The following is a 22962-nucleotide window of genomic DNA, read 5'->3' on the forward strand; positions in this document are numbered from 1 at the left end:
CGCTCGCGTCAGTCGGCGAGCGCCGGCTCGCGCGTGGCGCCGCCCGCCGGCCCCGGGCCGTCCGCGGCAGGATCCCCCGAGGGCTCGCGCGATTCGTAGGTCGTGACCGGCGGGTCGAGCGAGTGCGTGTTGCGGATGTAGTCGCCGACCGGGTCGGACGAGGCACCGGAATTCTCGGACCGCTGGGCGGGCGTCGCCTCCGCAGGGCCTGCCGGCGCCGCCGGAGTTGGCGCGCCGGTCCCGGCGCTCCGCCCGTCCTCCGGCGGCGCCGGGAGCGCGGGCGGGGGCGATGGGGTCGTTGCCCCGGCCGGGTCCGGGCCTCCGTCCTGCCCGGCCGAAGGGGCGGCCGGCGTCCCGGGCGCAACGCCCAGCTCTTCCAGCGCGCGGGAGGACGGTGCGCCCTGGGCGTCGGCCTCGGCGGCCAGCGCCTCGTTGTCGCTCTCCACCGCCTCGACCAGCCGCTCGATGCTGCGCAGCGCCGCCCAGGCGGTGAGGCGCGAGACGTCCACGGCCCGGTCCGGCTCGCCCATCGGCCCGGCGAAGATCACGCCGATCGGCACCGCCGGCGTCCCGGAGACGATCGTGCGCAGCGAAACGTCGGCGCGGAGCTGCCACGCGCCGAGGTCGAACGTCGCCGTCGAGACCGTCAGCTCCTGCGGCGGATCGAACGCGACGTGGCTGAGCCGCGCGGTCCCGTTGGCAATGGCGATGTCCGCTGTCAGCGTGTCGAATCGGGTGTCGGCCGCGCCGAGGTGCTGCACGAAGTCGTCGCGGACCTCTCCCTCCTGCGGCGCCGCGCCGGAGGCGTCGGGCCAGTCGAAGGGCGCGGCGTTGAAGGCGCGCAGCCGGCCGTCCGCCACGCTGAGCGTCCCTTCGCCCTCCAGTGCCGTGACGAGGTCGGCAACGGTGTAGCCGCGCGACATGAAGCGCGTCGCGAGCGACAGCGCCCCTTCGGCGACGGGTTCGCCGCCGGACGTCCACAGCAGCGGCGCAACGTTCGCGCCGGTGAGGTCGAACGCACCGCTCAGCTCCGCCGCGGCGCCGTTGCGCGCGATCTGGAGCGAGCCGCTCGCCTCGCCGTCCGCGAGGCGGCCGCTCGCGTCGGAGATGGTGAGGCGATCCCTGGCGAGGTCCAGCTTGAACCGGGCGTCGGCGAGGCTGTTGCGACCGAGCGCCAGGCTGTCGGCGGCGATGTCGAGCGTGACCGGGAGCGCCGGTCCCTCGATGCGTGCGAAGGCCGTGGCCGGCCACGCCGCGCCGTCCCCCGTGCCGGTCCAGGCGTCCGGGCCCAGGATCAGCGACGTCAGCGCCGCGAGGTCGGCCGCCCCGATGTCGAGCGATCCGCTGATCCCCTCGCGCGTCGCGCGCAGGCCTCCGGCGACGGCGACGCCGTCCACCATGCCGGAGATGTTGTCGAGCACGACCGCGTCCTCGGTGCGGACGTCGGCGCCCAGCGAGAGGGCGGCACCGGCCGGCAGCGGCAGATCGGTGAGGGAGGCGAGGGGGCCGAGCGTCTCGGCGTCGGCGGTCAGGTGGCCGTCGAGCCCGGTGTCCTCGCCGTACCGCAGGCCGCCGGCATAGCCGAGCGTCGTGCCGAAGGCGGTAAGCCGGACCTCCGTGTCGGCACCCGTCGCGGGCGTTCCGTCGACGCGGACGGTCAGCGATCCGGGTCCCGATCCCTCCGGCGGGACCAGGCCGAACTGCTGTGCCAGAATCGACGCGTCGGCGTTCGCGACGTCGAGCGAGAGGCTCGCCGGACGGCTCGTCCAGTCCGGGTCGAAGGGGTTCCCCGCCGTCTCGAGCGTCAGCGACGTCCCGTTGGCGCTCCCGTCGAGCGAGACGGCGAGCTTCGGCGCGTCCGGCGCGGTGTCGCCGACGATCCGGAAGGAGAAGTCGCCCGGCGCGAGGTGCGGGGCGATCGCGCCGAACCGCCGCGCCATGTCGCTGAGCGGGAAGAGCTGGCGCACGCTGGCGGCGAGCGCGTCGCCGTCGACGACCTTGATCGTTCCGGTGATGGAGCCGATCGGCTCGTCCTTCAGATCGCCGAGCTGGCCGATGGCGAATACCGATATGCCGCCGAACCGGTCCGCCTCCAGCGCGTCGATCTGCAGCGTCCCGTCGGCGTAGCTGGCGTTGACGTTGAGCGTGGACCCTTCCACCGAACCGATCACCACCCGGTCCACCGTCAGATTGACGGAGACGTCGGTGCCGTTGGTGGGCACGAGGCGGCGGGGCATGATCGCGACGGCGTCCATCACGTCGTCCACGTCGACGATGGGCGCTCCGAGCGAGATGTCGACCTTGCGGCCCGCCGGCGTCGAGCGCATCCGCCAGCGCCCGGTGGCGCGACTGTCGCCGACACGGATGGAAAGCCGCCGCGCGTCGAGCGATTGCGAGGTCGCGTCGATGTCCGCCTCGACGAGGATCGGGTCGACCACGGCCCCCGCGAACTCCTCTCCCGACCACCAGTGCGCGAAGATCGAGGGCTGCGAGGCGGATACGCGCACCGCTCCCGCGTACCCGTCAGACGTGATGCGGCCGTTGGTCTCGACGTGGGTGTCGCCCGGCAGCAGCGCCTCCGCGCGCTCCACCGTGAGCCCGCTGGCACCGGTCGCGAGCCGCACCGAGACGTCCCGTGTCACCGCGCCGCCGGCGATCAGCGTGCCGATGTCGATGTCGGCGGTGATCGGCACGTTCGGGAGCGTCAGGGAGCCGAGGCCGGAGACGGCGGGGGAGAGGTGGTCGACGAGCCGGTCCAGCATGTCCGCCGGGGCCGTCGGCTCCTCGGTCTCGCGCAGCGCGCGGTCCACCCGGTCGAGGTCCATCTGGCGGGCGGCGAAGGCGAGGGCGATCGGATCGGATTTCGTGAGGTTGTAGACCGCGCTGCCCGCGAGCTGCATCGGCGTATCGCCCTCGCCGTAGCTCAGCGTGGCGCGCCCGAGCCGCAGCGCGACGGGGTCGAGCGCCATGTCCCCCTGGATCGACCACGGCACGCCCGACGCGCTGGTGACGGCGAACGACCCTGCGAGGCCCGGCGCCGTCGGCTGGGGCGACAGGGCGCCGTCGAACGTCATCGCGACGCTCGTCCCCACCGGCGCGAGGCGGACGGACAGGGGGATCGTGCCATTGTCCAGCGCACCGGCCGAAATGCTGACGTTCTGGGTCCAGCCGTCGGCCTTGAGGCTGCCGGCGAGGTTGAAGGGCCCCTTCAGGGACCGCGCGCTTCCCGAGAGGGTGATGTTGTCCAGGGTGCGCCGGACGCCGGTCCGGTCGTCGACCACCACCAGCGTGGCGTCGGTGAGCGTGACGGTGTCGATCATCACGTCCGAGACGTCGAAATAGGACGCGATGGTGTGCTCGGCGGTCAGGTCCGGCAGCTCCATCCGCCCGTTCGGGGAGATGCGGGCGAAGATGATCGGCGCCTCGATGGCGAGGTTGGTGATCTGGATCTCGCGCTTCAGCAGCGGCGTCAGCTCGAGCTGCATCTCCACCCGCCGCGCCATCATCAGCGGGCGGGACGCGGGGCCGAGAGTGACGTTCTCCACGGTGACGCGCGGACGCGGCAGGATGCGCACGTCCGCGCCGCCGGCGAAGGCGACCTCCGTGCCCAGCGCGCGCTCGGCGTTCGCCTCGATCTGCGCGCGATAGAGGGTCCAGTCGATGAAGTGGGGGCCGACGACAGCGGCGGTCAGCGCCAGCACGATGGCCACGCCGACGCTGATTATGAACCAATTCACGCAGTTCACCTCGTTTTCGCCGGGCTCAGCTTAGCTGAGCCCGTGCGGTCGACATCCAGTCGCCCAAGCCGCGCCGATTGCTATCCTCGTCTTTTATTGAAAGATTTTGCCGGGATTGAGGAGCCCGTCCGGGTCGAGAGCGGTCTTGATGGCGCGCATCACGTCCACCGTGCCGCCCAGCTCCCGGCGCAGGTACTTCATCTTGCCCTGGCCGACGCCGTGCTCGCCGGTGCAGGTGCCGTCCATGTCGATGGCCCGCTTGGCGAGACGCTCCAGGAACTCCGAGGCGCGGTCGCGCTCGGCCATGTCCTCAGGATCCATCAGGATGAGAACGTGGAAGTTGCCGTCGCCCACGTGGCCGACGATCGGGCCGATGAGGTCGAGCACCTCGAGGTCGGCCCGCGTCTCCTCCACGCATTCGGCGAGGCGCGAGATCGGCACGCACACGTCGGTCGAGAAGACCGTGCAGCCCGCGCGCAGGCCGATGGCGGCGAAGTAGGCGTCATGGCGCGCCTGCCAGAGGCGCGTGCGTTCCTCCGCGCGGGTGGAGAAGTGGAAGGGGCCGCCGCCGAGATCCTCCGCGATCGCGGCCACCGCCTCGCTGTCAGCCGCGACGCCCGCCGCCGAGCCGTGGAACTCGAGGAACAGCGTCGGCGTCTCGGCGAGGTCGAGCTTGGAATGGGCGTTGACGGCCTTCATCTGCAGCGCGTCGAGAAGCTCGATCCGGGCGACGGGAATGCCGGACTGGATGGTCGCGATCGTCGCCTGGCACGCTGCCTCGACGGAGGGGAAGGGGCACACGGCGGCCGAAATCGCCTCCGGGATGCCCGAAAGCTTGAGGGTGACGGCGGTGATGATGCCGAGCGTCCCCTCCGACCCGATGAGCAGGCGGGTAATATCGTAACCCGCGGACGACTTCTTCGCCCGGCTCGCGGTGGTGATCTTTTCGCCGTTCGCCATTACGGCCTCCAGCGAGATCACGTTGTCGCGCATCGTGCCGTAGCGCACGGCGTTGGTGCCGGACGCGCGGGTCGCGCACATGCCGCCGATGGTGGCGTCCGCGCCCGGATCGATGGGGAAGAAGAGCCCCCGGTCGCGCAGGTACGCGTTGAGCGCCTTGCGGGTGATGCCCGGCTCCACCGTGCAGGTGAGGTCCTCGTCATGGACGTGGAGAACCCGGTTCATCCGGCTGAAGTCGATGCAGACGCCGCCGAGGGGGGCGTTGACGTGCCCTTCCAGCGAGGTGCCGACCCCGAAGGGGACGATCGGGACGCCGTGTTCGCGGCAGATGTCGACGACGGCGGTGACGTCGTCGGCGCTCTCGGCGAAGACCACCGCGTCCGGCGCCTCTGTGGGAATCCAGGTGGTTGTGTGGCCGTGCTGTTCGCGGATGGCCTGTCCGGTCTCGCACCGATCGCCGAATCGCTGCTTTAATATCGGCACGGCAAGGTGAATTCCGGAGTCGTTTCGTGATTGGCGCGTGAGGGGCGCGGCCATTGGAAGAGTCCCGTTCGTGTGGCTTATGCGGCACACTAACAAAAGCCAGCACCTGCACAAAGGGAGCCGACCGCGTCCATTATGCTTTCGCCGAACGAGCCCCCCTTCGGTCCGGACGGACTGATCTGGTCAGAGCCCTACGACATCGAGCTCGATTGGCTGGATTATAACGGCCACCTGAACATGGCCTACTACCATGTGATGTTCGACCGGACGGTGGACATCGCATTCGATATCCTGGGCCTCGGCCGCGCCTACCGGTCGAGCCAGCAGGCCTCTATCTTCAACGTCGAGACGCACGTGGTCTACCGCCGCGAGGTCTCGGCGCACGATCAGGTGCGCGTGAGCTTCCACCTCATCGGCCGGGACGACAAGCGCCTGCACGGCTTCCAGACGATGGTGCGGCTCGGCGACGACCAGCTCGCAGCGACCTCCGAGTCGCTGTTCATCCATGTGGACATGACGAGCCGCCAGGTCTCGCCGCTCCCGGCGCGGGGGATCGCGGCGGCCGACGAGATGATCGCGCGGCAGGCCGGTGTCGGCATGCCCGCCATGGCAGGACGACGCATCGCGCCGCTCAACTGATGACGCCCGACGACAAAGACCAGACCGACCCTTCCGCCGACGACGACGCCGAAGAAAGCGCCGACGCCATGGGAGAGGAGCTCGCCGACCTCGTCACCGGCCCCGTCGAACCGACGCCGCCGGCCCGCCGGTTCGAGCGCATCGCGACCAAGCTCGCCAAGATCAGCACCTGGTCGCTCGAACAGTACCGACGCTCCGCCGAAAACTTCTCGACCTTCCTCGCCGACCGGCAGCCGGGCCTCTGGCTCATCGCGTTGGCGGTGGGGCTGGCGATCGGCACCGCCGCGGTGGTCTTCCGCATCGGCATCGGCTGGGTCCAGTGGCTGTGGGTGGGGGAAACGAGCGAGTACGTCATCGACCATATCCGCGGGCTGCCGCGCTGGGTGGTCTTCTTCGCGCCGGTGGCGGGCGGTCTCGTGGTGGGGCTCCTCAACCAGTTCGTCCTCTCCGGCCGCCGCGCGGGGGCCGTCGCGGACGTGATCGAGGTGTCGGCCCAGGGCGGGCGGGGGCTCGGCCTCGCCAACGGGCTCTGGTCGGCGCTCGCGACGGTCATATCCCTCGGCGCCGGGGCGAGCGCGGGGCGCGAGGGGCCGGTGGTCCACCTCGGCGCCACCCTCGCGACGACGATGACGCGCGCGTTCAGCTACCCGGCCCCGGCCGCGCGCATCATCCTCGCCTGCGGTGTCGCCAGCGCCATCTCCGCGTCCTTCAACGCCCCCATCGCCGGCGTCCTCTTCGCCCACGAGGTGGTGCTGCGGCACTACGCGGTGTCGGCGTTCGTGCCGATCGTCATCGCCTCGGTGGCCGGAACGCTCGCCGGGCGGGTGCTCTTCATCGGCGACATGGCCGCGTTCCAGATCCCGGCCTACGCCATCGGCTCCTACTGGGAGATGCCGGCCTTCGCGCTCCTCGGCCTGACCGCGGCGGTGGTGGCGATCAGCTTCCAGTTCGCCCTCATCGTCTTCGACCAGACCGCGCGCTCGATCATGATGCCGGCGTGGTCGCGCCCGGTCGTGGGCGGCGCCGTCATGGGTCTCTTCGGCCTGACGCTGCCGCAGGTGCTGGGCGTCGGCTACGAGGCGACGGACATCGCGCTTCACGGCGGCTTCGGCCTCTGGATGATGATCACGCTGCTGGTCGCCAAGATCATCGCGACGTCGGTGGCGCTGGCCTTCCGCTTCGGCGGCGGCATCTTCTCGCCCGCGCTCTACCTCGGCGCGATGACGGGCGGCTCGTTCGGGATGATCGCCGCCGCGCAGGCCCCGGACCTCGCCTCCGACCACGGCCTCTACGCGATCCTCGGGATGGGCTCGGTCGCGGCGGCGCTGCTCGGTGCGCCGATCTCCACGACGGTGATGGTGTTCGAGCTGACCGGCGGCTACGCGCTGTCCATCGCGCTCTTGTTGTCGGTGTCGATCGCGACGGGGCTCCACCTCGCGATCCATGGCCGCTCCTACTTCTACCACCAGCTCGAGACGCGCGGCGTCGTCCTGGCGGAGGGGCCGCACCGCTTCTTCCTGAAGACGGTGACGGTCACCTCGTTCATGAGCCCGCTGGAGGAGGAGGCGAGCCTCACCGACCGCGGCGACCCCCGGACGGTGCGTGAGTTCGACACGCTGGAGACGGTCCTGCGCGTCTTCAACGAGACGGGCGCCGATGCGCTCGCCGTCATCTCGTCGCGGGATCCGGAGCTCGTCGTCGGCACCGTGACCCACGTGCAGGCCCTTCGCGCCTACAACCGCCGCCTGGTGGAGACGAGCGTCGAGGAGCACCGCTAGCGCCGTCCGGTCCCCGCCCGCACGCCGCGGGCGGCGTCAGTCGCCGACGAGGCCGCGCCACTCGCGGACGCTGGCGTCCGCCGCCGCCGCCAAAAGGCGCACGTCGCCGGAGACCGTCGTCATGTCGAAGCCCCAGGCGATGGCCTTCGCGGCGTATTGGGCCGAGCCGCAGTGGAGGGCCGCCCGTTTCCCCGCGTCCTTCGCCGCGGCGAGGATGGACTTGATCACGGTGACCATCTCCTCCTCCTGCCGGTCGAAGCCCGGGGGGAGGCGCCCCTTGGTGACGCCGAGCGTGAGGTCGGCGGGGCCGATGTAGAGGCCGTCGAGGCCCGGCGTCGCGGCGATCTCGGCCACGTTCTCCACCGCCTCGGCCGTCTCGATCATCGCGAAGGCCAGGATGGAGGCGTTCGCCTCCCCATAGTAGCCGGGGCCGGCGCCGACGGAGACGCGGGTCGGACCGTAGGAGCGCGCGCCGTCGGGCGGGTAGCGCATGGCGGCGACGAGCGCCTCCGCCTCGGCGCGGCTGTTGACCATCGGGCAGATGATGCCTTCCGCGCCCGCGTCGAGTGCCTTCATGATGATGCCCGGCTCGTTCCACGGCACCCGCACCAGCGGTGTCACCCCGGTGCCGCGCAACGCCTGCAGCATGGGAAGGGCCATGGAGTAGTCGAGCGCGCCGTGCTGGATGTCGATGCAGACGCTGTCATAGCCCTGCGCGGCCATGATCTCGGCGGTGAAGGGGCTGCCGATCGAGCACCAGCCGTTGATCGTTCCCCGGCCGTCCGCCCAGATTTCTTTGAGTTTATTTGGCATCGTCGTTTCCGCGTTTCGCCATTGGTGGCAGAACCCGGCACCCGTGTCGACGCCGCGCCTGGCGATCCCGGCGGGGCGTAACCGACCCTTTCGACGCAGCGTGCCAGAGGAATGGCAGCGGCCGGATCAGCGGTCCGGCGCCCCGAACGGCCGGGTGCGCGGGCGGCTTCACGCAAAAAAGAGACCGTCCGGCACGCGGACGGTCCTTCGGGGCGGCCCGGCCGGTGACGGCCTTACTGGTGGCCCTCGCGCGGGTCGCAGGCGACCGGCGTGCGGTAGCCGCCGAAGTCGTCGAGGTTGTGGCGCGGCGGGCGGGAGTCGTAGTAGCCGCGCGCCGTGGCGCAGACCGGGTTGTAGCCCATCGGCATCATCGGCTGCGGATGCATGTCGTAGAGCGGGGCGATCGACGCGGTGTAGGCGAAGTCGTCGAGGCCGTAGCCCGGCGCGATGGGGACCTCGGCCAGCGGCGCCATGCTGCGCGCGGAGGGATCCTCGATCAGCGTCACCTCGATGCGGCGGTTGACCGGGTCAGTGCCGTCGACGGCGTTGAGCGGGTAGTCCTCGCCGAAGCCGACCGCGACCAGACGTTCCGGCGCGATGTTGTGCTCCATGATGAGGAAGGCGCGCACCGCGTGGGCCCGCTTCTCGGAGAGCCAGTGGTTGTAGTCCGCCTCGCCGGTGGTGTCGGTGTGACCGCCGATGAGGTAGCGCTCGCCCTCCACGCCGGGTGCGGCGAGGGCGTCGGCGAGAACGTCGAGCTCGATCATCGCCTCGGGCGTCAGCGCGTATTCGCCGGTCTCGAACGGAAGCGGGATCACCTGCGAGTGGTTGGTGTTGAGGATGAACGTGCGCGCGACGCGCGGGCTGCGCGGATCGTGGTGCATCTCCTCGGCGATGTCGGGACGCATCATCGTCGGCGTGCGGTAGATGTTGCGCAGGTACTCCGTGCGCCCGTAGTCGACGCTGGTCCCCGGCGTCAGGACCGATTCCATCTCGGCGGCCGACATCGACGGCATCTCGTGGATCACCATGTCCACCTCGTCCATCGCCATCTCGGGGATCTCGTCGCCATCCGCCTCGACGATGCCCTCGGGGCCGTCGTCGCGCCCGACCTCGACGTCCTCGTCCTGATCCCCGGCGTCGGCCGGATCGGGCGCTGCGGCCGTGGCGACGTCGGTGTCGACGGGCTTGCCGGCGTCGGGGTCGAAGCCATCCGCCGTCTCGGTCACGGCTTCGTTTTCAGCCTCGGTGGACGGCGCGGTGCTCTCCGGAGCCGCCGCCGGAGCCGCCTCGGGCGTCGCCTCCGCCTGTTCGACCGGCATCGCCGCCGGCTCGGCGGCTGGCGGTGTCTGCTCGATCGGCGCCACGGCTTGCTCACGGGCGGCCTGCGTCTGCTGTTCGGCCACCGGGGGCGCGGCAAGCGCCTCGGCCTGCGGGCCGGCGGCAGGGGCCTGTTCGGGCATCGCGGCGGCGTCCTGAACGGTCTCCTGCGCGGCGACGGGTGTGTCAGGCGCAGGATTCGTCGTCTGGGCCATCGCAACGATGGGGGTCGTCGTCAGTAAAGCGGCAAGTAAAATACGTGTCGTCAACATCGGGAACTCCTCTCACCGGCCGGACCGGCCTCCTGAACAGGGGATGGAGAGCCCAGAGAGTTTTGCGCGCGGCGCCCTACCTGTCGACGAACGAAAGCGTGAACGTCTGGACATCTGCGCGTGATGCGGTTCCGGACCAGAAGACGTCGACAGGGACGTCGAGCCGGCCCACCGGCAGATGGCGGAGCGGGACGGTCGTGGTCTGGTTCGGCACCAGCGTCAGGCCGCGGAAAAGACGTTGGTCGGCGGTGATGGCGAGCGTCGCGAGGTCCTCGCCGACGCGCAGCTCCAGCGTGCGGTCCGGCGCGTCGTTGCGGAACTCCACCAGGCAGAGCCCGCCGAGCTCCAGCGCCAGGGCGTCGCCGGCGGAAGCCTCGAACCGGGTGCGCACCAGCGGGCGCGCGTCGAAGAGGGCGTCGCGGCAGGTTTCGCCCGGCAGGGGACGCCCGAGGATGATCCGCAGCGCGCTCACAGCCTCGTCGGTGACGGGATAGGCCTCCCTGGCCTCGCCCGACGGCCCGGCCGCCTCGCCGATGGCCGAGTTGATCGCGTCCTGCTGCGCGCCAGCCGGTCCGGCGGCCAGCAGCAGCGCGAGGGAGACGGCGAGGGCGCGCATCACCGGTCCTCCGCGCCGAAGGCGAGCGTCCTGCGCTCCTCCCGGCCGCCCGCGCCGAGCGTCAGCCCGGTGGTCCGGCCCGCCGGCGAGGCGCGGAAAACCAGCGTGTAGTGCGAACCGTTGACCACCGTGATCGCACGCCCGACCGGGGCGTCCGCTGCGATCAGCGTGTCCTGGAGGCGGTCGTCGAAGCGCACCGTGACCGGGGTGGCGCCGAGGGTCACGAACCGCAGCGCGCAGGTCGCCGGCGTGGCGGGGATCTCCAGCACCGGTTCGTCCAGCGGCAGGCGCCTCGCCGTCAGCGCTCCGCCGGAGAGGACCGCGTCGATACACGCCTCCCGGGTGGGCGCGGTGAGCTGTTCCATCCTGATCATCGCCGCGAGGCGCTCCCCTGTGCCGGTCTCCTCACCCAGAATGGACACGCCAAACGCGATCGCGGCAGCGAGCGCCGCCAGCACCGCCGCGCGAATCAGGATCGCGGCGGGCTTCGCGGTGCGGACCTCGCCCTTGCCGGCGGGGGGATTCGCGGGCGCGGGCGTGCGTGACCCGATGACCGCGTCGAGCATGCGCTCGATGTCCTCGAACGTCGAGAAGGTGTGGGCCGTGCCGCCGATCCGGCGGGCGGCTTCCGCGACCAGCGCGCCGTCCGGCGCATCGACGGCGACGAGAAAGTGCGCGCGCGGCCCCGCCACGTCGAGGGACGGCGCGCTGTGGGCGAGCTTCTCGGCGAGGTAGCGCGCCTCGCCGGCGGGCGCGAGCGCTGCGTCCACCGCGCCCGTCGCCCAGATCACCGTGTCGGCCTCGGTCACGTCGCTGAGCCGGGCGCCACGGGCGACGGCGCGGTGGGCGAGGACCACCGGAAGCTCCCAGCTCCGTCCGGTGTCGATGCGCTCGGTGAGGGCGAGGTGCCAGGGCGTCGGCGCCTCGTCGTGCGTGGCAAGGGGGCCCTCGACGAGACGGTGGTAGCCCTCCGCGATGGGGAGCGGACGGAAGTCGTCGACGTGCGTCGCCATCGAGCGGGCGAGGCGCGGGCGCCGCTCCAGCGAGGCGACGCGCGCGCATCCCCCCGTGGTCGGGACCAGGATCGCCAGCCGGGGCGGTTCGGGAGCGTGAGGCGTTTGCACCGGCCCGGTATGGGGCCGCTCCGCCCGCCCGTCCAGCGCGTCCCGCTACAGCAGGAAGATCGCGGTCGACGGATTCTCCAGGAGCGCGATCGCCTCGCGGCCCGCGAAGGTGGATCGGGAGAAGCCGACCTGCTGGACGCCGTCGATCGGCGGGTCGAGCGGCAGTCGCACCACGTTTCCCTCCGGGCCGACGAGCTCAAGCGTGACGGGGACCTCGGTGTCGCCGAGCTCGATCACCAGCCAGGTGACGTCCTCCTCGTGGACGGTGCGCAGGGTGACGCCGCCGACCGTCCGCTCCTGGTCGACCCCCGTGGCCGCCGCGCGCGCCATCGGGGAGGCGACGACCGCCTGGCTCGCCCGCAGCGCGCGGTAGAGCGGCAGCGCCCCGATGGGAATGACGCTCGGCCCGGTCCCGTCCGCGGCCAAGGCGCCGGAGACGATGGAGGAGACGGGGAGGGCGTTGCCGGGCCCGGCCTCGTCCGCCTCGGCGACGAGGGTCGCGGCGGCGAGGCGGTCGATGTAGTCGCGGGTCATTGAACGCCTCCCTCCGGGTCGTCTGCTGCGTCGTCGTGTAGGGCGTCGCTGTCCGGCCCGCCGCGGCCGAGGTAGCGCCTGGCAAACTCGGCGGCGAAGACCTCGCGGTCGTCCGCGAAGGTGGACTGGAGCCGCCCGCCCTCAGGGCCGTCGAAGGCGGCGACCACGCCGCGCACGTCCGCCGTCATCTCGGCGAGCGCGACCAGACTGGGCGCGATGCGCGAGAAGTGGGCGGCAAGCTCCGCCGGAGGGCGCGCGAACGACTTCGATCGCGACCGCGACAGGAGCATCGCCCCGGTGCGCGCGATCGCCGAGCGGTCCTCGCGCTGCGGAGTGCCGGCGGTCAGCGCGTAGTGGGCCGCGAGCCAGCCGGCGGTCTTGTCCTGCAGCGCGTCGATGCGCTCCAGGACCTCTCGGTACGTCGCCGCTTCCACGCAGGTCACCCTCTCTTCGACGGGCACCTTCGCCCGGCCGGTACGAAGGGTGTTGGAAAGGCCAGACTGGATCGGGTGGAACGCCAGGAGCCGCAGGACCGAGCGAACGTTGAGCCGGGCATCCGGCCACACGCTCTCGAGGAGGTCCGCGAAGTCCACCTCGGCCCTGGTGTAGACGTTGAGCGGCGTCGACTTCAGCGCCATCAGCATCGAGCCGGGATCGATGTCGGCGGTGTAGAGCAGGGCGAGCGGCGAGGGCGGGCCGCCGCCGTCGTCGTCCGGCACGATGCCGCGGTCGTTGCCGGGCTCGTCGACGGAGCCGGCGCCGGTGACCGCGGCGCGCTCCTCCACCTCGCGGCGCGACTTCAGGAAGGCGAGCGCGGCCGCGAAGGCGGTCCGGTAGGTGCCGAAGTGCGAATTGTCCGCGTCCGTCCAGAGGGCGAGGATGTCCGCGTCGGTCGGGGTCGCCTGGCCCAGCTTGCGGCGCACGTAGTCGAAGCTCGACGCAGCGTGCCCCTCGGCGAAGTGGGTCTTGCGGTACTCGTAGAGACGGCGGGCGAGGCTGCGGACCCCCTCCTTCAGCGTTTCCTGCGAGGGGCCGCGGGCCAGCGTCTCGAAGGTGGCGACGACCTCGGCCGCCCTCGCGTAGCCGTCCGCGGCGATCAGGAACTCCGCGATCTTGCGCAGGAGGCCGAGCCGCGTCCGGCTGAGGACGATGCTGGCCTCGTTCACATGGAGGCGCACGGCGGTGTGGCTGGCGGCGGAGGCGATGCCGGGCAGCCCGCGCTCGGCCGCCTCGAGCAGGCTGGAGAGCACGTCGCTCGGCCGCATCGCCAGGATCTCGAGACCGCTGGGGCGGCGCTGTGTCGTGCGGCCGAGCGCCTCGACGACGAGGGCGAGCGCCCAGACCGGCTTGTCGCGGTTCGGCGGCCAGCCGCGGATCAGTGCATCCGCGACCTTCTCGATGAACACCGGGGCATGATCGGCGTCCTCGAACAGCGCGGCGAACTCGTTCTGCGCCGTGTCTGACCAGTAGCGTGGCTTCAGCATGCGCGTCACCGATTGCATCGCCGTCACAATGGCCGCGCGCAGGCCATTGGGCAACGCTCCGGCCCCGGTGCGTCCCTCATGCGGCCGTCCGCCGGTGAGCGGACGGCGTCGTTCCGCCTACTCGATGCCCAGCTTGGCGAGCGCCGCCTCGACCCGCGGCACGTCCTCGGGGTTGTTCACCTCCCAGAACATGCTCTGCCGCGACTCGACCGTGACGCACTGAACGTCGATGCCGTTCTCGAGGAAGCGGAGCTGCTCGAGCCCCTCGTGCGTCTCCAGCGGGCCCGGCTCGAAGCCGACGTACTGGCGCAGTGCCGCCGGGCGGTACGCGTAGAGGCCGACGTGATGGTAGACCGGCGGGGCCGGCTTGTCGTCGGCGACGTAGGGGATCACTTCCTTGGAGAAGTACAGCGCGCGGCCGGCGCGGGTCATGACCGCCGTGGTGCCGCCGACGCGGCCGGCGGCACGGTCCTGGCGAAAGCGCGAGAGCGTCTCGTCGTCGCACAGGAGGGCAGGCGTCGCGACCGCGGCGTCGCCGATCCCGTCGATCAGCTCGGTCACGAAGTGCGCCGGCGTCAGCGGGGCGTCGCCCTGGAGGTTGACGACGAGGTCCGGCTCGGACGGCAGCTTGTCTAGGGAGTCCTCGCACCGCTCGGTGCCGTTGCGGCACTGGTCGGACGTCATCAGCACCTTGGCGCCGAAGGTGTCCGCGTGTTCGGCGATGCGCTCGTCGTCGGTGGCGATATAGACGGCGTCGATCCCGGGAACGCGCAGGGCCACGTCGTGGGTGCGTTGCAGGAGGGTCTTGGCGACCCCGGTGGCGCCGCGAAGCGGTTGCAACGGCTTCCCGGGGAACCGCTGGGACGGAAACCGCGCCGGGATGATAATGACGGTACCCAATTGTGACTCCCTCAGAGGCGAGGCTCGGCCATACAAGCTGACCGGAACGGCTGCAACCGCGTGGATCTTGTCGGCGCCGCCCAAGAGGGGCATTGAGACGCCGCAATCCCAACCCAGCGAGGCGATGATGGACCAACCGACGACCGTTCAACCCTCCAGCCGGGTCGACGTCGGCGGCGTCACGTTCGCCAACGACGCGCCGCTGACCCTGATCGCCGGTCCCTGCCAGATGGAGAGCCGCCAGCACGCCTTCGACATGTGCGGCGCGCTGGTGGAGATCACCGGCAAGCTCGGCATCGGCCTCGTCTACAAGTCGAGCTTCGACAAGGCGAACCGCACGTCGCTGAAGGGCGTGCGCGGCATGGGCCTCGACAACTCGCTCCCGGTCTTCGCCGACCTGAAGCGCGAGTTCGGCGCCCCGGTGCTGACCGACGTCCACACGGCCGAGCAGTGCGCCGTGGTGGCCGAGACATGCGACATTTTGCAGATCCCAGCCTTCCTCTGCCGCCAGACGGACCTTCTGGTGGCCGCGGCCGGGACCGGACGCGTCGTCAACGTGAAGAAGGGCCAGTTCCTGGCGCCTTGGGACATGACGAACGTCGTGCGCAAGGTGACCGAGAGCGGCAACCCGAACGTGCTCCTCACCGAGCGCGGCGTTTCCTTCGGCTACAACACGCTGGTCTCGGACATGCGCTCGCTGCCGATCATGGCGGAGACCGGGGCGCCGGTGGTGTTCGACGCGACGCATTCGGTGCAGCAGCCGGGGGGGCAGGGCGGCTCGTCCGGCGGGGAGCGGCGCTTCGTGCCGACGCTGGCGCGGGCGGCCGTCGCGGTCGGCGTCGCGGCGGTCTTCGTCGAGACCCACCAGGACCCGGACAACGCCCCGTCCGACGGCCCGAACATGCTTCCCCTGACCGACATGCCGGCGTTCCTGGAAACGCTGATGACGCTCGACAGGGTCGTCAAGGGCTGACGCGGCGCACCGGCCGCCCGGCTCGCGGGGCGGCCGCGGCGCGCTCCCGCGGGCACGGCAGGGCGCCCGTCCACGCCGAGACCCGTGCGACGCCGGGCCTCGGCTACCCGGCGGCCTTCTTGAGGTCCTTGATCCCGCGCCGGGCGAGCTCGTCGGCGCGCTCGTTCTCCGGGTGTCCGGCGTGGCCCTTGACCCACTTCCAGGTCACGTCGTGGCGCTCGGTGAGCTCGGAGAGCTCGCGCCAGAGGTCGTCGTTCTTGACGGGTTTCTTCTCGGCGGTCTTCCAGCCGTTGCGCTTCCAGCGCTGGAGCCACTGGGTGATGCCCTGCCGCACGTACTGCGAGTCGGTGACGATATCGACCTCGGTCGGGCGCTTCAGGGCTTCGAGGCCCCTGATGGCCGCCGTCAGCTCCATGCGGTTGTTGGTGGTGTGCGCCTCGCCGCCGTAGAGCTCCTTCTCGTGCGGTCCGAATGTGAGGATCGCACCCCAGCCGCCCGGACCCGGATTCCCGCTGCAGGCGCCGTCCGTATAGATGACGACCCTTGCGGGCGCGGAACGCTCCTCGGGGGCCGGGCTGGCGTCGGCGGTCATGGGGGCCTCATCGATGGGGTACGCGACGGGTGGTGGAACCACGGCCACCGCCCCCGCGCAACCGTCGCGGCGGCGGCGCGCACAGCCGCGCGCCGGTCGGCGCTACAGTCCGTACTCGGTGGCGCTGGAGACGCTGCGGTGGAAGCGCAGGCGCTCGTAGTAGGGACGCGGATCCTTCGGCGTCACGAGAGCGTCCTCCGGCACGCGCAGCCAGTCGTGCAGGCGCGTGAGGCAGAAGCGCAGCGCCGCGCCGCGGCACAGCAGCGGCAGCGCGTCCCGCTCGGCCGCCGACAACGGCCGCACGGCGTTGTAGCCCTGGATCATCGCCCGCGCCTTGGTGACGTTGAAGGCGAGATCGTCCTCGAAGCACCAGGCGTTGATGCAGATGGCGAGGTCGTAGGCCAACGTGTCGTTGCAGGCGAAGTAGAAGTCGATCAGCCCCGACAGCGCATCGCCGATGAAGAACACGTTGTCCGGGAAGAGGTCGGCGTGGATGACGCCCTGCGGAAGGTCCGTCGGCCAGGAGGCGTTGAGGACGCCGAGCTCGTCGTCGACGAGGGCGACGAGACCCGGCACCACCTCGTCCGCCTGATCGCGCGAATCGGCGAACAGTGGCCCCCAGGAGGCGACGCCGAGCGCGTTGGGCCGGCGCAGCCCGAAGTCGAGCGTCGCGTCGTGGAAGGCGGCGAGGCCCCGACCCAGCTCGGCGCAGTGCAGCGGCTTGGGTTTGCGCGTCGCCATCCCGTCGAGATAGGTGACGATGGCGGCGTGGCGGCCGCACAGCTCGCCCAGCAGCGTGCCGTCCTTGCGCGGCAGCGGCTGGGGTGTCGCGATGCCCTTGTCCGCGCAATGGTTCATCAGGTTGAGGAAGAACGGCAGGTCCGCCGCATCCACACGCTGCTCGTAGAGCGTGAGGATGTAGGTCCCCTCCGTCGTCATCATCACGTAGTTGGTGTTCTCGACACCCTCGGCGATGCCCTTGGCGGACAGCAGGTCACCGATGTCGTAGTCGTGAAGAAAGGCCGTCAGCGCTAGATCGTCGACGGCGGTGTAGACCGCCATGGAGTGTCAGCCAGAGACGGATTCGGTCAGCGACGGCTCGACCGGCTTGGTATCGCGCAGCGCGCGGGGGAGGGCGAACTCGATGTTCTCGTCGGCCGTGCGGGAGGTGGTCACTTTGATGTCGAAAGCCTCTGCAAAGCGATCCAGCACCTCCTCGACGAGAGCCTCCGGGGCGGAGGCGCCCGCGGAGATGCCGAGGGTCTTCACGCCGGCATACTGGGTCAGGTCGATCTCCGCCGCGCGCTGGATGAGCTTTGCATTACGGCAACCCGCCCGCAAGGCGACTTCGCGCAGGCGCTGCGAGTTGGACGAGTTCGGCGCACCGACGATGATCATCGCGTCGCACCCGGCGGCGACGGCCTTCACCGCCTCCTGCCGATTCGTCGTCGCGTAGCAGATGTCGTCCTTGTGGGGGCCGACGATGGCCGGGAACCGCTCGTTGAGCGCGGCGACGATATCGCGCGTGTCATCCACAGAAAGCGTCGTCTGGCTGATCCAGGCGATGTTCTCCGGGTCGCGGGGGGCGAGGCCGGCGACGTCCCGCACCGTCTCCACCAGGGTGACCGCGCCCTCGGGGAGCTGGCCCATGGTGCCGATGACCTCGGGGTGGCCGCGGTGGCCGATGAGGATGATCTCGCGCCCGCGCCTGAAGTGAATCTCGGCTTCCTTGTGTACCTTGGAGACGAGCGGGCAGGTGGCGTCGAGGTAGAAGAAGTTCCGCGAGGCCGCGTCGGACTTCACCTCCTTGGGCACGCCGTGGGCGGAGAAGATCACCGGGCGGTCGTCCTCCTCGATCTCGTCGAGCTCCTCGACGAAGACGGCGCCCTTTTCCTCGAGCGAGGTGACGACGTACCGATTGTGGACGATCTCGTGCCGCACGTAGACTGGAGCGCCGAATTTTTCCAAAGCGATTTCAACGATTTGAATAGCTCTATCAACGCCGGCACAGAAGCCGCGGGGCGCACACAGGACGACGTTGAGTTCGGCACGCTCGGACATCACGGCGTCACTCCGGATTTGATTGGCGTTCACGAACGTCATACAGGAGCGAAGCGCGACGAAGTCAAGGAGCGCAAGCGTGATGGAGTGGGATCGGCGTGAAACGTCGCATCGGACTTTGAAGACGAGTTTGGCCAAACGCCTCCTGCCAGCCGCGGCTTTGAGCGTCGCGTTGGCGCTGTCGGGGTGCGGCGCGGCAAACGACGCCGCGTCCGGCGTCGCCTCGGTGCTCAACATGGGCGCCGGGCCCGACAAGCCGCCGCCCGCACCGGTCGAGGACAAGCCCGACGTGTCGTGCCCGCAGGTCTACGTCCTCCCCGACAAGGAGGTGATTCGCCGCGAGGCCGCCGGCGGCGGTGCCGGGGCGCTGCAGTGGCAGGCGACGATCGGCAAGACCGCGCGGGAATGCGAACCGGGCGGCCAGGGCGTCGTCGTGCGCGTCGGTATCTCCGGCCGGCTGGTGCAGGGCGCCAAGGGCGGCAGCGGGACGCTGAGGCTGCCGGTCCGCGTCGCCGTGCGCGAGGGTGACCAGACCACCTACGACAAGACGCACACGATCACGGTCCAGCTCGATGCGCCCTCCAAGGACTGGGCCTTCGTGGACGAGAACGTCACCGTGAGCACGCCGCGCCGGGCGCAGATCTTCGTCGGCTTCAACGAGACCTGACCGGGTCACGGTCCGGTCCCGGCCGCTGGCGGCGCCTCAGGCGCGGCGCCGGCGGCGGCTGAGGAAGCCGATCGAGGTGAGGAGCCCGACGACGACGACCGCGATGCCGACGACCTGCATCGTCGTCGGCCATTCCCCGGTGATGGGCACACCGATCAGGATCGCGATTCCCGGCACGAGGGCCGGGAAGGCGGATGCGCGCCCCGCCCCGATGAGCTGGGCCGTGCGCGTGAACGTGATCGTCGCGATCAGGCCCGACAGCACCCCCTGGACCAGAACCTGACTGACGAGGCTCGGTAGCGGCAGCGCGAGGATGCGGTCGAACGTGTCCGTCAGCAGGAAGAAGGGCACGAACACCACCCCCGACAGGACGGAGATGACCGCGGTCGCGGCGAGCGGCTGCACGGCCCAGCGCTTGGCGAGCGCCGTGAACAGACCCCAGGAGCTGCCCGCGGTGAAGAACAGGAGATCGCCGAGCCAGGCATGGTTTCCGCCGCGGAAGAGGTTCGGCCCCGCCACCAGCGCGAGGCCGGAGATGATCACGACGAGACCGATGATCTGGGTGGGGCGGATCGTCTCGCCGAGGATCACGGTGCCGAGCACCAGGCCGGAGATGATGAGCCCCGACGGCTGGAACACCGCGCCATGGGCGAGCGGGGAGAAATAATACCCTCCCACCGCCAGGTACATGAAGCTTGGCCCGAGGATGAGGGCGAAGAGGATCCCGCGCGGCCAGCCGATGCCGGCGAGGTTGGCCGGGTCGTGTCGCAGCAGCCAGGGGCCGAGGATGAGCATCGCCGGTCCGAAGCGCAGCAGGGTGAGGTCCGCCATCGTCAGCCCGGAGGCCGTCCCGAAGCGGTTCATGGCGAGGTATGCACCCCAGATGCATACCGTGACGAGGCCGAGGACGAGGCCCAACTGCGTGTCCGACAGCGCCTGACGGCGGTCGAGGACGGTCATGGGCACTCCTTGGGTTCGCACGGGACCGAGCGGCAGACGCGGCGCGGCGCAATTTGCGTGTCGTGGCACAGATTGTCGGGCCGGGGTACCTCGTGAATCGCGATACCGTCATTCGCTGACGGCGTGGCGCTGTCTTGCCGCAGGCGAGGGTCGGTTGACTTGGGGGCCGGGTCGGCGAAGCGGATGGCCAGACCCTTGCGGGGCCGAGCGGGGGGATGACAGACTGCCGCCGAGAGCAACAACGTCAGGCGGCACGGTGGCTGAAAGCAAGATCGACGGCGATGCCGTCCGTTCCCGGGTCGAGACCGCGCTCGCCACGAACGCCCCCGGCTTCGAGACGTTCTTCCTCGCCCGCCTCCTCGACGCTTCGTTTCGCTACCTTCCGGAAGGCGTTGCCGATTCGGACGTCGAGGTCTGTCTGGTGAGCTTCCCCGTCGCACCGTTCCTGTTCAATCCACAGGGCACGCTGCACGGCGGGATCATCGCCATGGCGATGGACATCTCGATGGGCCACCTCCTCAACAAGGCGACCGGGGCGACCGGCACCGCCACCATCGAGATGAAGACACAGTACATGCGTCCCATCGGCGTGGGGACGGCGACCTGCGAAGGCCGCTTCCTGCGCCGGGGCCGCACCATGTGCTTCATGGAAAGCCGCCTGTTCGACGAGGCCGAGCGCCTCTGCGCCCACGCCACCTCCACCTGGAAGCTGCCGGGCTGACGACGCGCCCCCAAGCGGACGACGCGCCCGCGGGCGGCCGGAGAGCCGCCGCCGGGGCGGCGGCCCGGGGCAGGCTCAGGCCGGCTCGACCTGAGCCTCGCCGGAGACCTCCGCGGCGCCGGCCGTCACGATCAGCGCGTCCACGGCGATGATGTCCGTGCCGCGGCAGATCAGCGGGTTGACGTCGAGCTCGGCGATCGCGCCCGCATGGTCGGCCGCGAACTCGGACACCCGGGCGACGATGTCGGCGAGCCGCTCCACGTTCACCGCCGGGAGGTCGCGGAAGCCCTCGAGGATCGCGCGCCCGCGCAGCCGGCCCAGCATGTCCCGCGCCTCGCCCGGCGTCACGGGGGCGGGCGCGGCGACGCTGTCCTTCAGCAGCTCGACCAGCACGCCGCCGAGGCCGACCACCACGATGGGGCCGAACGCGGCGTCCACGGTGGCACCGACCACGATCTCGACCCCCTTCGGGATCATCGGCTGGAGGAGGACGCCGTCGAGCCGCGCGGAGGGGGCCGCGGCGGCGACCCTCTCCATCATCTGCGTGAAGGCGCTTTCGACGGCGTCGGGCGTCGAGAGGTCGAGGGCGATCCCGCCGACCTCGGTCTTGTGGGGCAGGTCGGGCGAATCGATCTTCATGACGAGCGGCATGGCGAGGCGCTCGGCGATGGCGCGCGCCTCCTCGGCGGTGCGTGCGCGCTCCTCGGTGACGACGGGGACGCCGTAGGCCGACAGCACGCGCTTGGCGTCGCGCTCGGCGAGCGTGCGCCCCGCGGCCGCGAGGTCCGGCGCGACCCGCGCCGCGGCGTCCGGATCGGAGATGCGGCCGCTCTGCGTCGACCGGCCTCGCCTGGCATGCCAGTCGGTCCACATCCTGATCGCCTTGAAGGTGAGGTTCATCGAGCGGGTGAGGATGAGGTGGCGCGCCTCCTCGACCTCCAGCGAGCCCGGCCCCTCGAGCCACGCCGTCAGCCACGGCACGATGATGGGCTTGCCCGCCTCGCCGGCGATCTGGTCCATGAGCGCGATGCGCGGCAGGCTCGTCTCGTAGGCGAGGACGTGCGGGACGATGACCGAGTTGTACTCGGCCTGGCCCATCACCGAACGGATGCATACCTCCAGCGATTCCATGTCGTTGATCACCTGTGCGGTGACGTCGCACGGGTTGCGCGCCGAGCCGAACTCGGGGATGCGCGCGGCGAGGGTCGCCGAGACCTCTGCGTTGGGCTGGGGAAGGGGAACGCTCGCCAACTCGGCCGCGTCCGCGGCCATGATCGCCGCGCCGCCCGATGTCGCGATGACGACGGTGCCGTTCGCGGCGGGCGTCCCGGCCTTGCCGAAAAAGGCGGTAACCTCGAGGAGCTCCTCGTAGCTTTCCACGAACACGCCGCCGGCTCGCTCCACCATCGTGCGGTAGGCGTCCTCCGACCCGGCGAGGTTGCCGGTGTGGGAGGCGGCGGCGCGCGCGCCTTCCTCGCCCTTGGCCATCTTGTAGAGGACGACGGGCTTGCCGGCCTCCGTGGCACCGCGGATCGCCGTCTCGATCTGCCGCGGATGGGGCATCCCTTCGAGCAGGCAGCCGATCACCGCGGTGTCCTCGTCGCTGGCGAGGTAGGCGATGCAGTCGGCGAGGTTCACGTCGGCGGAATTGCCGCAGGTCAGGATGGAGCTGAAGTAGACGCCGCGCTGCGCCGCCTGGCTCGCCGCGAGCCCGAGCGCGCCGGACTGGCTGATGAAGCCGATGCGCCGCAACTCGCGCGGCCGGTCCCAGCAGCGCTCGAAGGCGAGGTCGGACAGGAAGGTCGCCGCACAGCGCGATTCGTAGGCGACGAAACCGATGGTGTTGGGCCCGTTGAGCCGCACGCCGCTTTCGGCCGCCCGCGCCGCGAGGCGCGTCTGGATCGCCGCGGTCTCGGCATCGCCGGTCTCGGCGAAGCCCGAGGCGATCACCACGGCGCCACCCGCCCCGACCGCGATGCACTCCTCGAAGATCGGCTCCACCTGCTTGAGGTCCGTCGCGATCACCACGCAGTCGGGCGCCTCGGGCAGGGAGGAGAGCGACGGATAGCAGCGGCGGCCGTAGAGCTCGTCGCGCTTCGGGTTGATGAGGTAGAGCGTGCCGGTGAAAGCGTAGAGGTTGGCGACGAAGCGGGCGCCGAACGACGTCTCGCGCGAGGAGACGCCGACGATCGCGATGCTTTTCGGGTTGAAGAGTCGCCGCAGCGACTGTCCGGGATAGGGGTCGCGTGTCATGTCCGTTTCTCGTGTCCTTGGGCTTTTTGCGGACACTTTAAACGGTTTGACGAATTTCGAAACTCAGTTTCGAAG

Annotated in this window: 20 protein-coding genes; 6 read left to right on the forward strand and 14 right to left on the reverse strand. The window is 70.7% G+C overall.

Annotated features, from left to right (window positions below; genetic code table 11):
* Positions 1–8: 8 nt before the first annotated feature.
* Together DLJ53_RS28200 and DLJ53_RS28205 are read right to left on the reverse strand one after the other, a co-directional pair.
* The gene (locus tag DLJ53_RS28200) at positions 9–3737 is read right to left on the reverse strand and encodes an AsmA family protein (protein ID WP_162409632.1); all 3729 of its coding nucleotides are present in this window, start codon (positions 3735–3737) and stop codon (positions 9–11) included.
* Between the two features lie 93 nt (positions 3738–3830).
* Positions 3831–5234: an FAD-binding oxidoreductase gene (locus DLJ53_RS28205; protein ID WP_111351568.1), complete on the reverse strand. Its 1404-nt coding sequence runs from the start codon at positions 5232–5234 to the stop codon at positions 3831–3833.
* Between the two features lie 81 nt (positions 5235–5315).
* Here DLJ53_RS28205 and DLJ53_RS28210 point away from each other — a divergent pair, with 81 nt between their 5' ends.
* The gene (locus tag DLJ53_RS28210; protein WP_111351569.1) at positions 5316–5819 is read left to right on the forward strand and encodes a thioesterase family protein; all 504 of its coding nucleotides are present in this window, start codon (positions 5316–5318) and stop codon (positions 5817–5819) included.
* Positions 5819–7597 carry a chloride channel protein gene (locus DLJ53_RS28215; protein WP_202913400.1) on the forward strand — a complete coding sequence of 593 codons (1779 nt, stop codon included), beginning with the start codon at positions 5819–5821 and terminating at the stop codon, positions 7595–7597. Before DLJ53_RS28210 ends, DLJ53_RS28215 begins: the two co-directional genes overlap by 1 nt.
* Positions 7598–7633: 36 nt before the next feature.
* Here the strand turns inward: DLJ53_RS28215 and DLJ53_RS28220 are convergent, their stop codons facing one another.
* The 7 genes from DLJ53_RS28220 to DLJ53_RS28250 form a co-directional block, all read right to left on the reverse strand.
* The gene (locus DLJ53_RS28220) at positions 7634–8410 is read right to left on the reverse strand and encodes an HpcH/HpaI aldolase family protein (protein ID WP_111351570.1); all 777 of its coding nucleotides are present in this window, start codon (positions 8408–8410) and stop codon (positions 7634–7636) included.
* Positions 8411–8643: 233 nt separating this feature from the next.
* On the reverse strand, positions 8644–9873 hold the full coding sequence (locus DLJ53_RS34885) for an OmpA family protein (RefSeq protein ID WP_202913401.1): 1230 nt from the start codon (positions 9871–9873) through the stop codon (positions 8644–8646).
* Between the two features lie 205 nt (positions 9874–10078).
* Positions 10079–10618 (reverse strand): hypothetical protein, encoded by a 540-nt coding sequence (locus DLJ53_RS28230; protein WP_111351571.1) that lies wholly within the window; start codon positions 10616–10618, stop codon positions 10079–10081.
* Complete coding sequence (locus DLJ53_RS28235; RefSeq protein WP_146620120.1) at positions 10618–11742, reverse strand: hypothetical protein; 1125 nt, start codon at positions 11740–11742, stop codon at positions 10618–10620. The genes DLJ53_RS28230 and DLJ53_RS28235 overlap by 1 nt, the downstream gene beginning before the upstream one ends.
* 45 nt (positions 11743–11787) lie before the next feature.
* Complete coding sequence (locus DLJ53_RS28240) at positions 11788–12276, reverse strand: hypothetical protein (protein WP_111351573.1); 489 nt, start codon at positions 12274–12276, stop codon at positions 11788–11790.
* Positions 12273–13760 (reverse strand): hypothetical protein, encoded by a 1488-nt coding sequence (locus DLJ53_RS28245; RefSeq protein WP_146620121.1) that lies wholly within the window; start codon positions 13758–13760, stop codon positions 12273–12275. Before DLJ53_RS28245 ends, DLJ53_RS28240 begins: the two co-directional genes overlap by 4 nt.
* A 117-nt stretch (positions 13761–13877) precedes the next feature.
* Positions 13878–14660, reverse strand: a complete 783-nt coding sequence (locus DLJ53_RS28250) for a 3-deoxy-manno-octulosonate cytidylyltransferase (protein WP_111351575.1) — start codon at positions 14658–14660, stop codon at positions 13878–13880.
* 127 nt (positions 14661–14787) lie between these two features.
* Between DLJ53_RS28250 and kdsA the strand changes: the two genes are divergently transcribed.
* Entirely contained in the window at positions 14788–15633 is an 846-nt protein-coding gene (gene kdsA, locus DLJ53_RS28255; RefSeq protein ID WP_111351705.1) for a 3-deoxy-8-phosphooctulonate synthase, read from the forward strand.
* Positions 15634–15736: 103 nt separating this feature from the next.
* On the opposite strand, the gene rnhA is transcribed toward kdsA, so the two are convergent.
* The 3 genes from rnhA to ispH form a co-directional block, all read right to left on the reverse strand.
* Positions 15737–16225, reverse strand: a complete 489-nt coding sequence (rnhA, locus tag DLJ53_RS28260) for a ribonuclease HI (protein WP_111351576.1) — start codon at positions 16223–16225, stop codon at positions 15737–15739.
* 102 nt (positions 16226–16327) lie between these two features.
* A complete protein-coding gene (locus tag DLJ53_RS28265) occupies positions 16328–17287 on the reverse strand; it encodes a homoserine kinase (protein ID WP_111351577.1) in 960 nt (319 codons plus the stop codon).
* 6 nt (positions 17288–17293) lie between these two features.
* Positions 17294–18256, reverse strand: a complete 963-nt coding sequence (gene ispH, locus DLJ53_RS28270; RefSeq protein ID WP_226578342.1) for a 4-hydroxy-3-methylbut-2-enyl diphosphate reductase — start codon at positions 18254–18256, stop codon at positions 17294–17296.
* Between ispH and DLJ53_RS36190 the strand changes: the two genes are divergently transcribed.
* Together DLJ53_RS36190 and DLJ53_RS28275 are read left to right on the forward strand one after the other, a co-directional pair.
* Positions 18146–18388, forward strand: a complete 243-nt coding sequence (locus tag DLJ53_RS36190) for a hypothetical protein (RefSeq protein ID WP_226578394.1) — start codon at positions 18146–18148, stop codon at positions 18386–18388. The two genes, ispH and DLJ53_RS36190, sit on opposite strands and share 111 nt — an antisense overlap.
* 28 nt (positions 18389–18416) lie before the next feature.
* Positions 18417–18953: a hypothetical protein gene (locus DLJ53_RS28275; protein WP_162409614.1), complete on the forward strand. Its 537-nt coding sequence runs from the start codon at positions 18417–18419 to the stop codon at positions 18951–18953.
* Between the two features lie 36 nt (positions 18954–18989).
* Here the strand turns inward: DLJ53_RS28275 and DLJ53_RS28280 are convergent, their stop codons facing one another.
* Positions 18990–19913 (reverse strand): DMT family transporter, encoded by a 924-nt coding sequence (locus tag DLJ53_RS28280; protein ID WP_111351579.1) that lies wholly within the window; start codon positions 19911–19913, stop codon positions 18990–18992.
* 256 nt (positions 19914–20169) lie between these two features.
* Here DLJ53_RS28280 and DLJ53_RS36195 point away from each other — a divergent pair, with 256 nt between their 5' ends.
* Positions 20170–20634: a PaaI family thioesterase gene (locus DLJ53_RS36195; RefSeq protein ID WP_244935181.1), complete on the forward strand. Its 465-nt coding sequence runs from the start codon at positions 20170–20172 to the stop codon at positions 20632–20634.
* Positions 20635–20709: 75 nt separating this feature from the next.
* Here DLJ53_RS36195 and DLJ53_RS28290 read toward each other — a convergent pair whose 3' ends face one another.
* On the reverse strand, positions 20710–22887 hold the full coding sequence (locus DLJ53_RS28290; RefSeq protein WP_111351581.1) for an acetate--CoA ligase family protein: 2178 nt from the start codon (positions 22885–22887) through the stop codon (positions 20710–20712).
* Positions 22888–22962: the final 75 nt, after the last annotated feature.

The organism is Acuticoccus sediminis (assembly GCF_003258595.1).
Lineage (GTDB): Bacteria > Pseudomonadota > Alphaproteobacteria > Rhizobiales > Amorphaceae > Acuticoccus > Acuticoccus sediminis.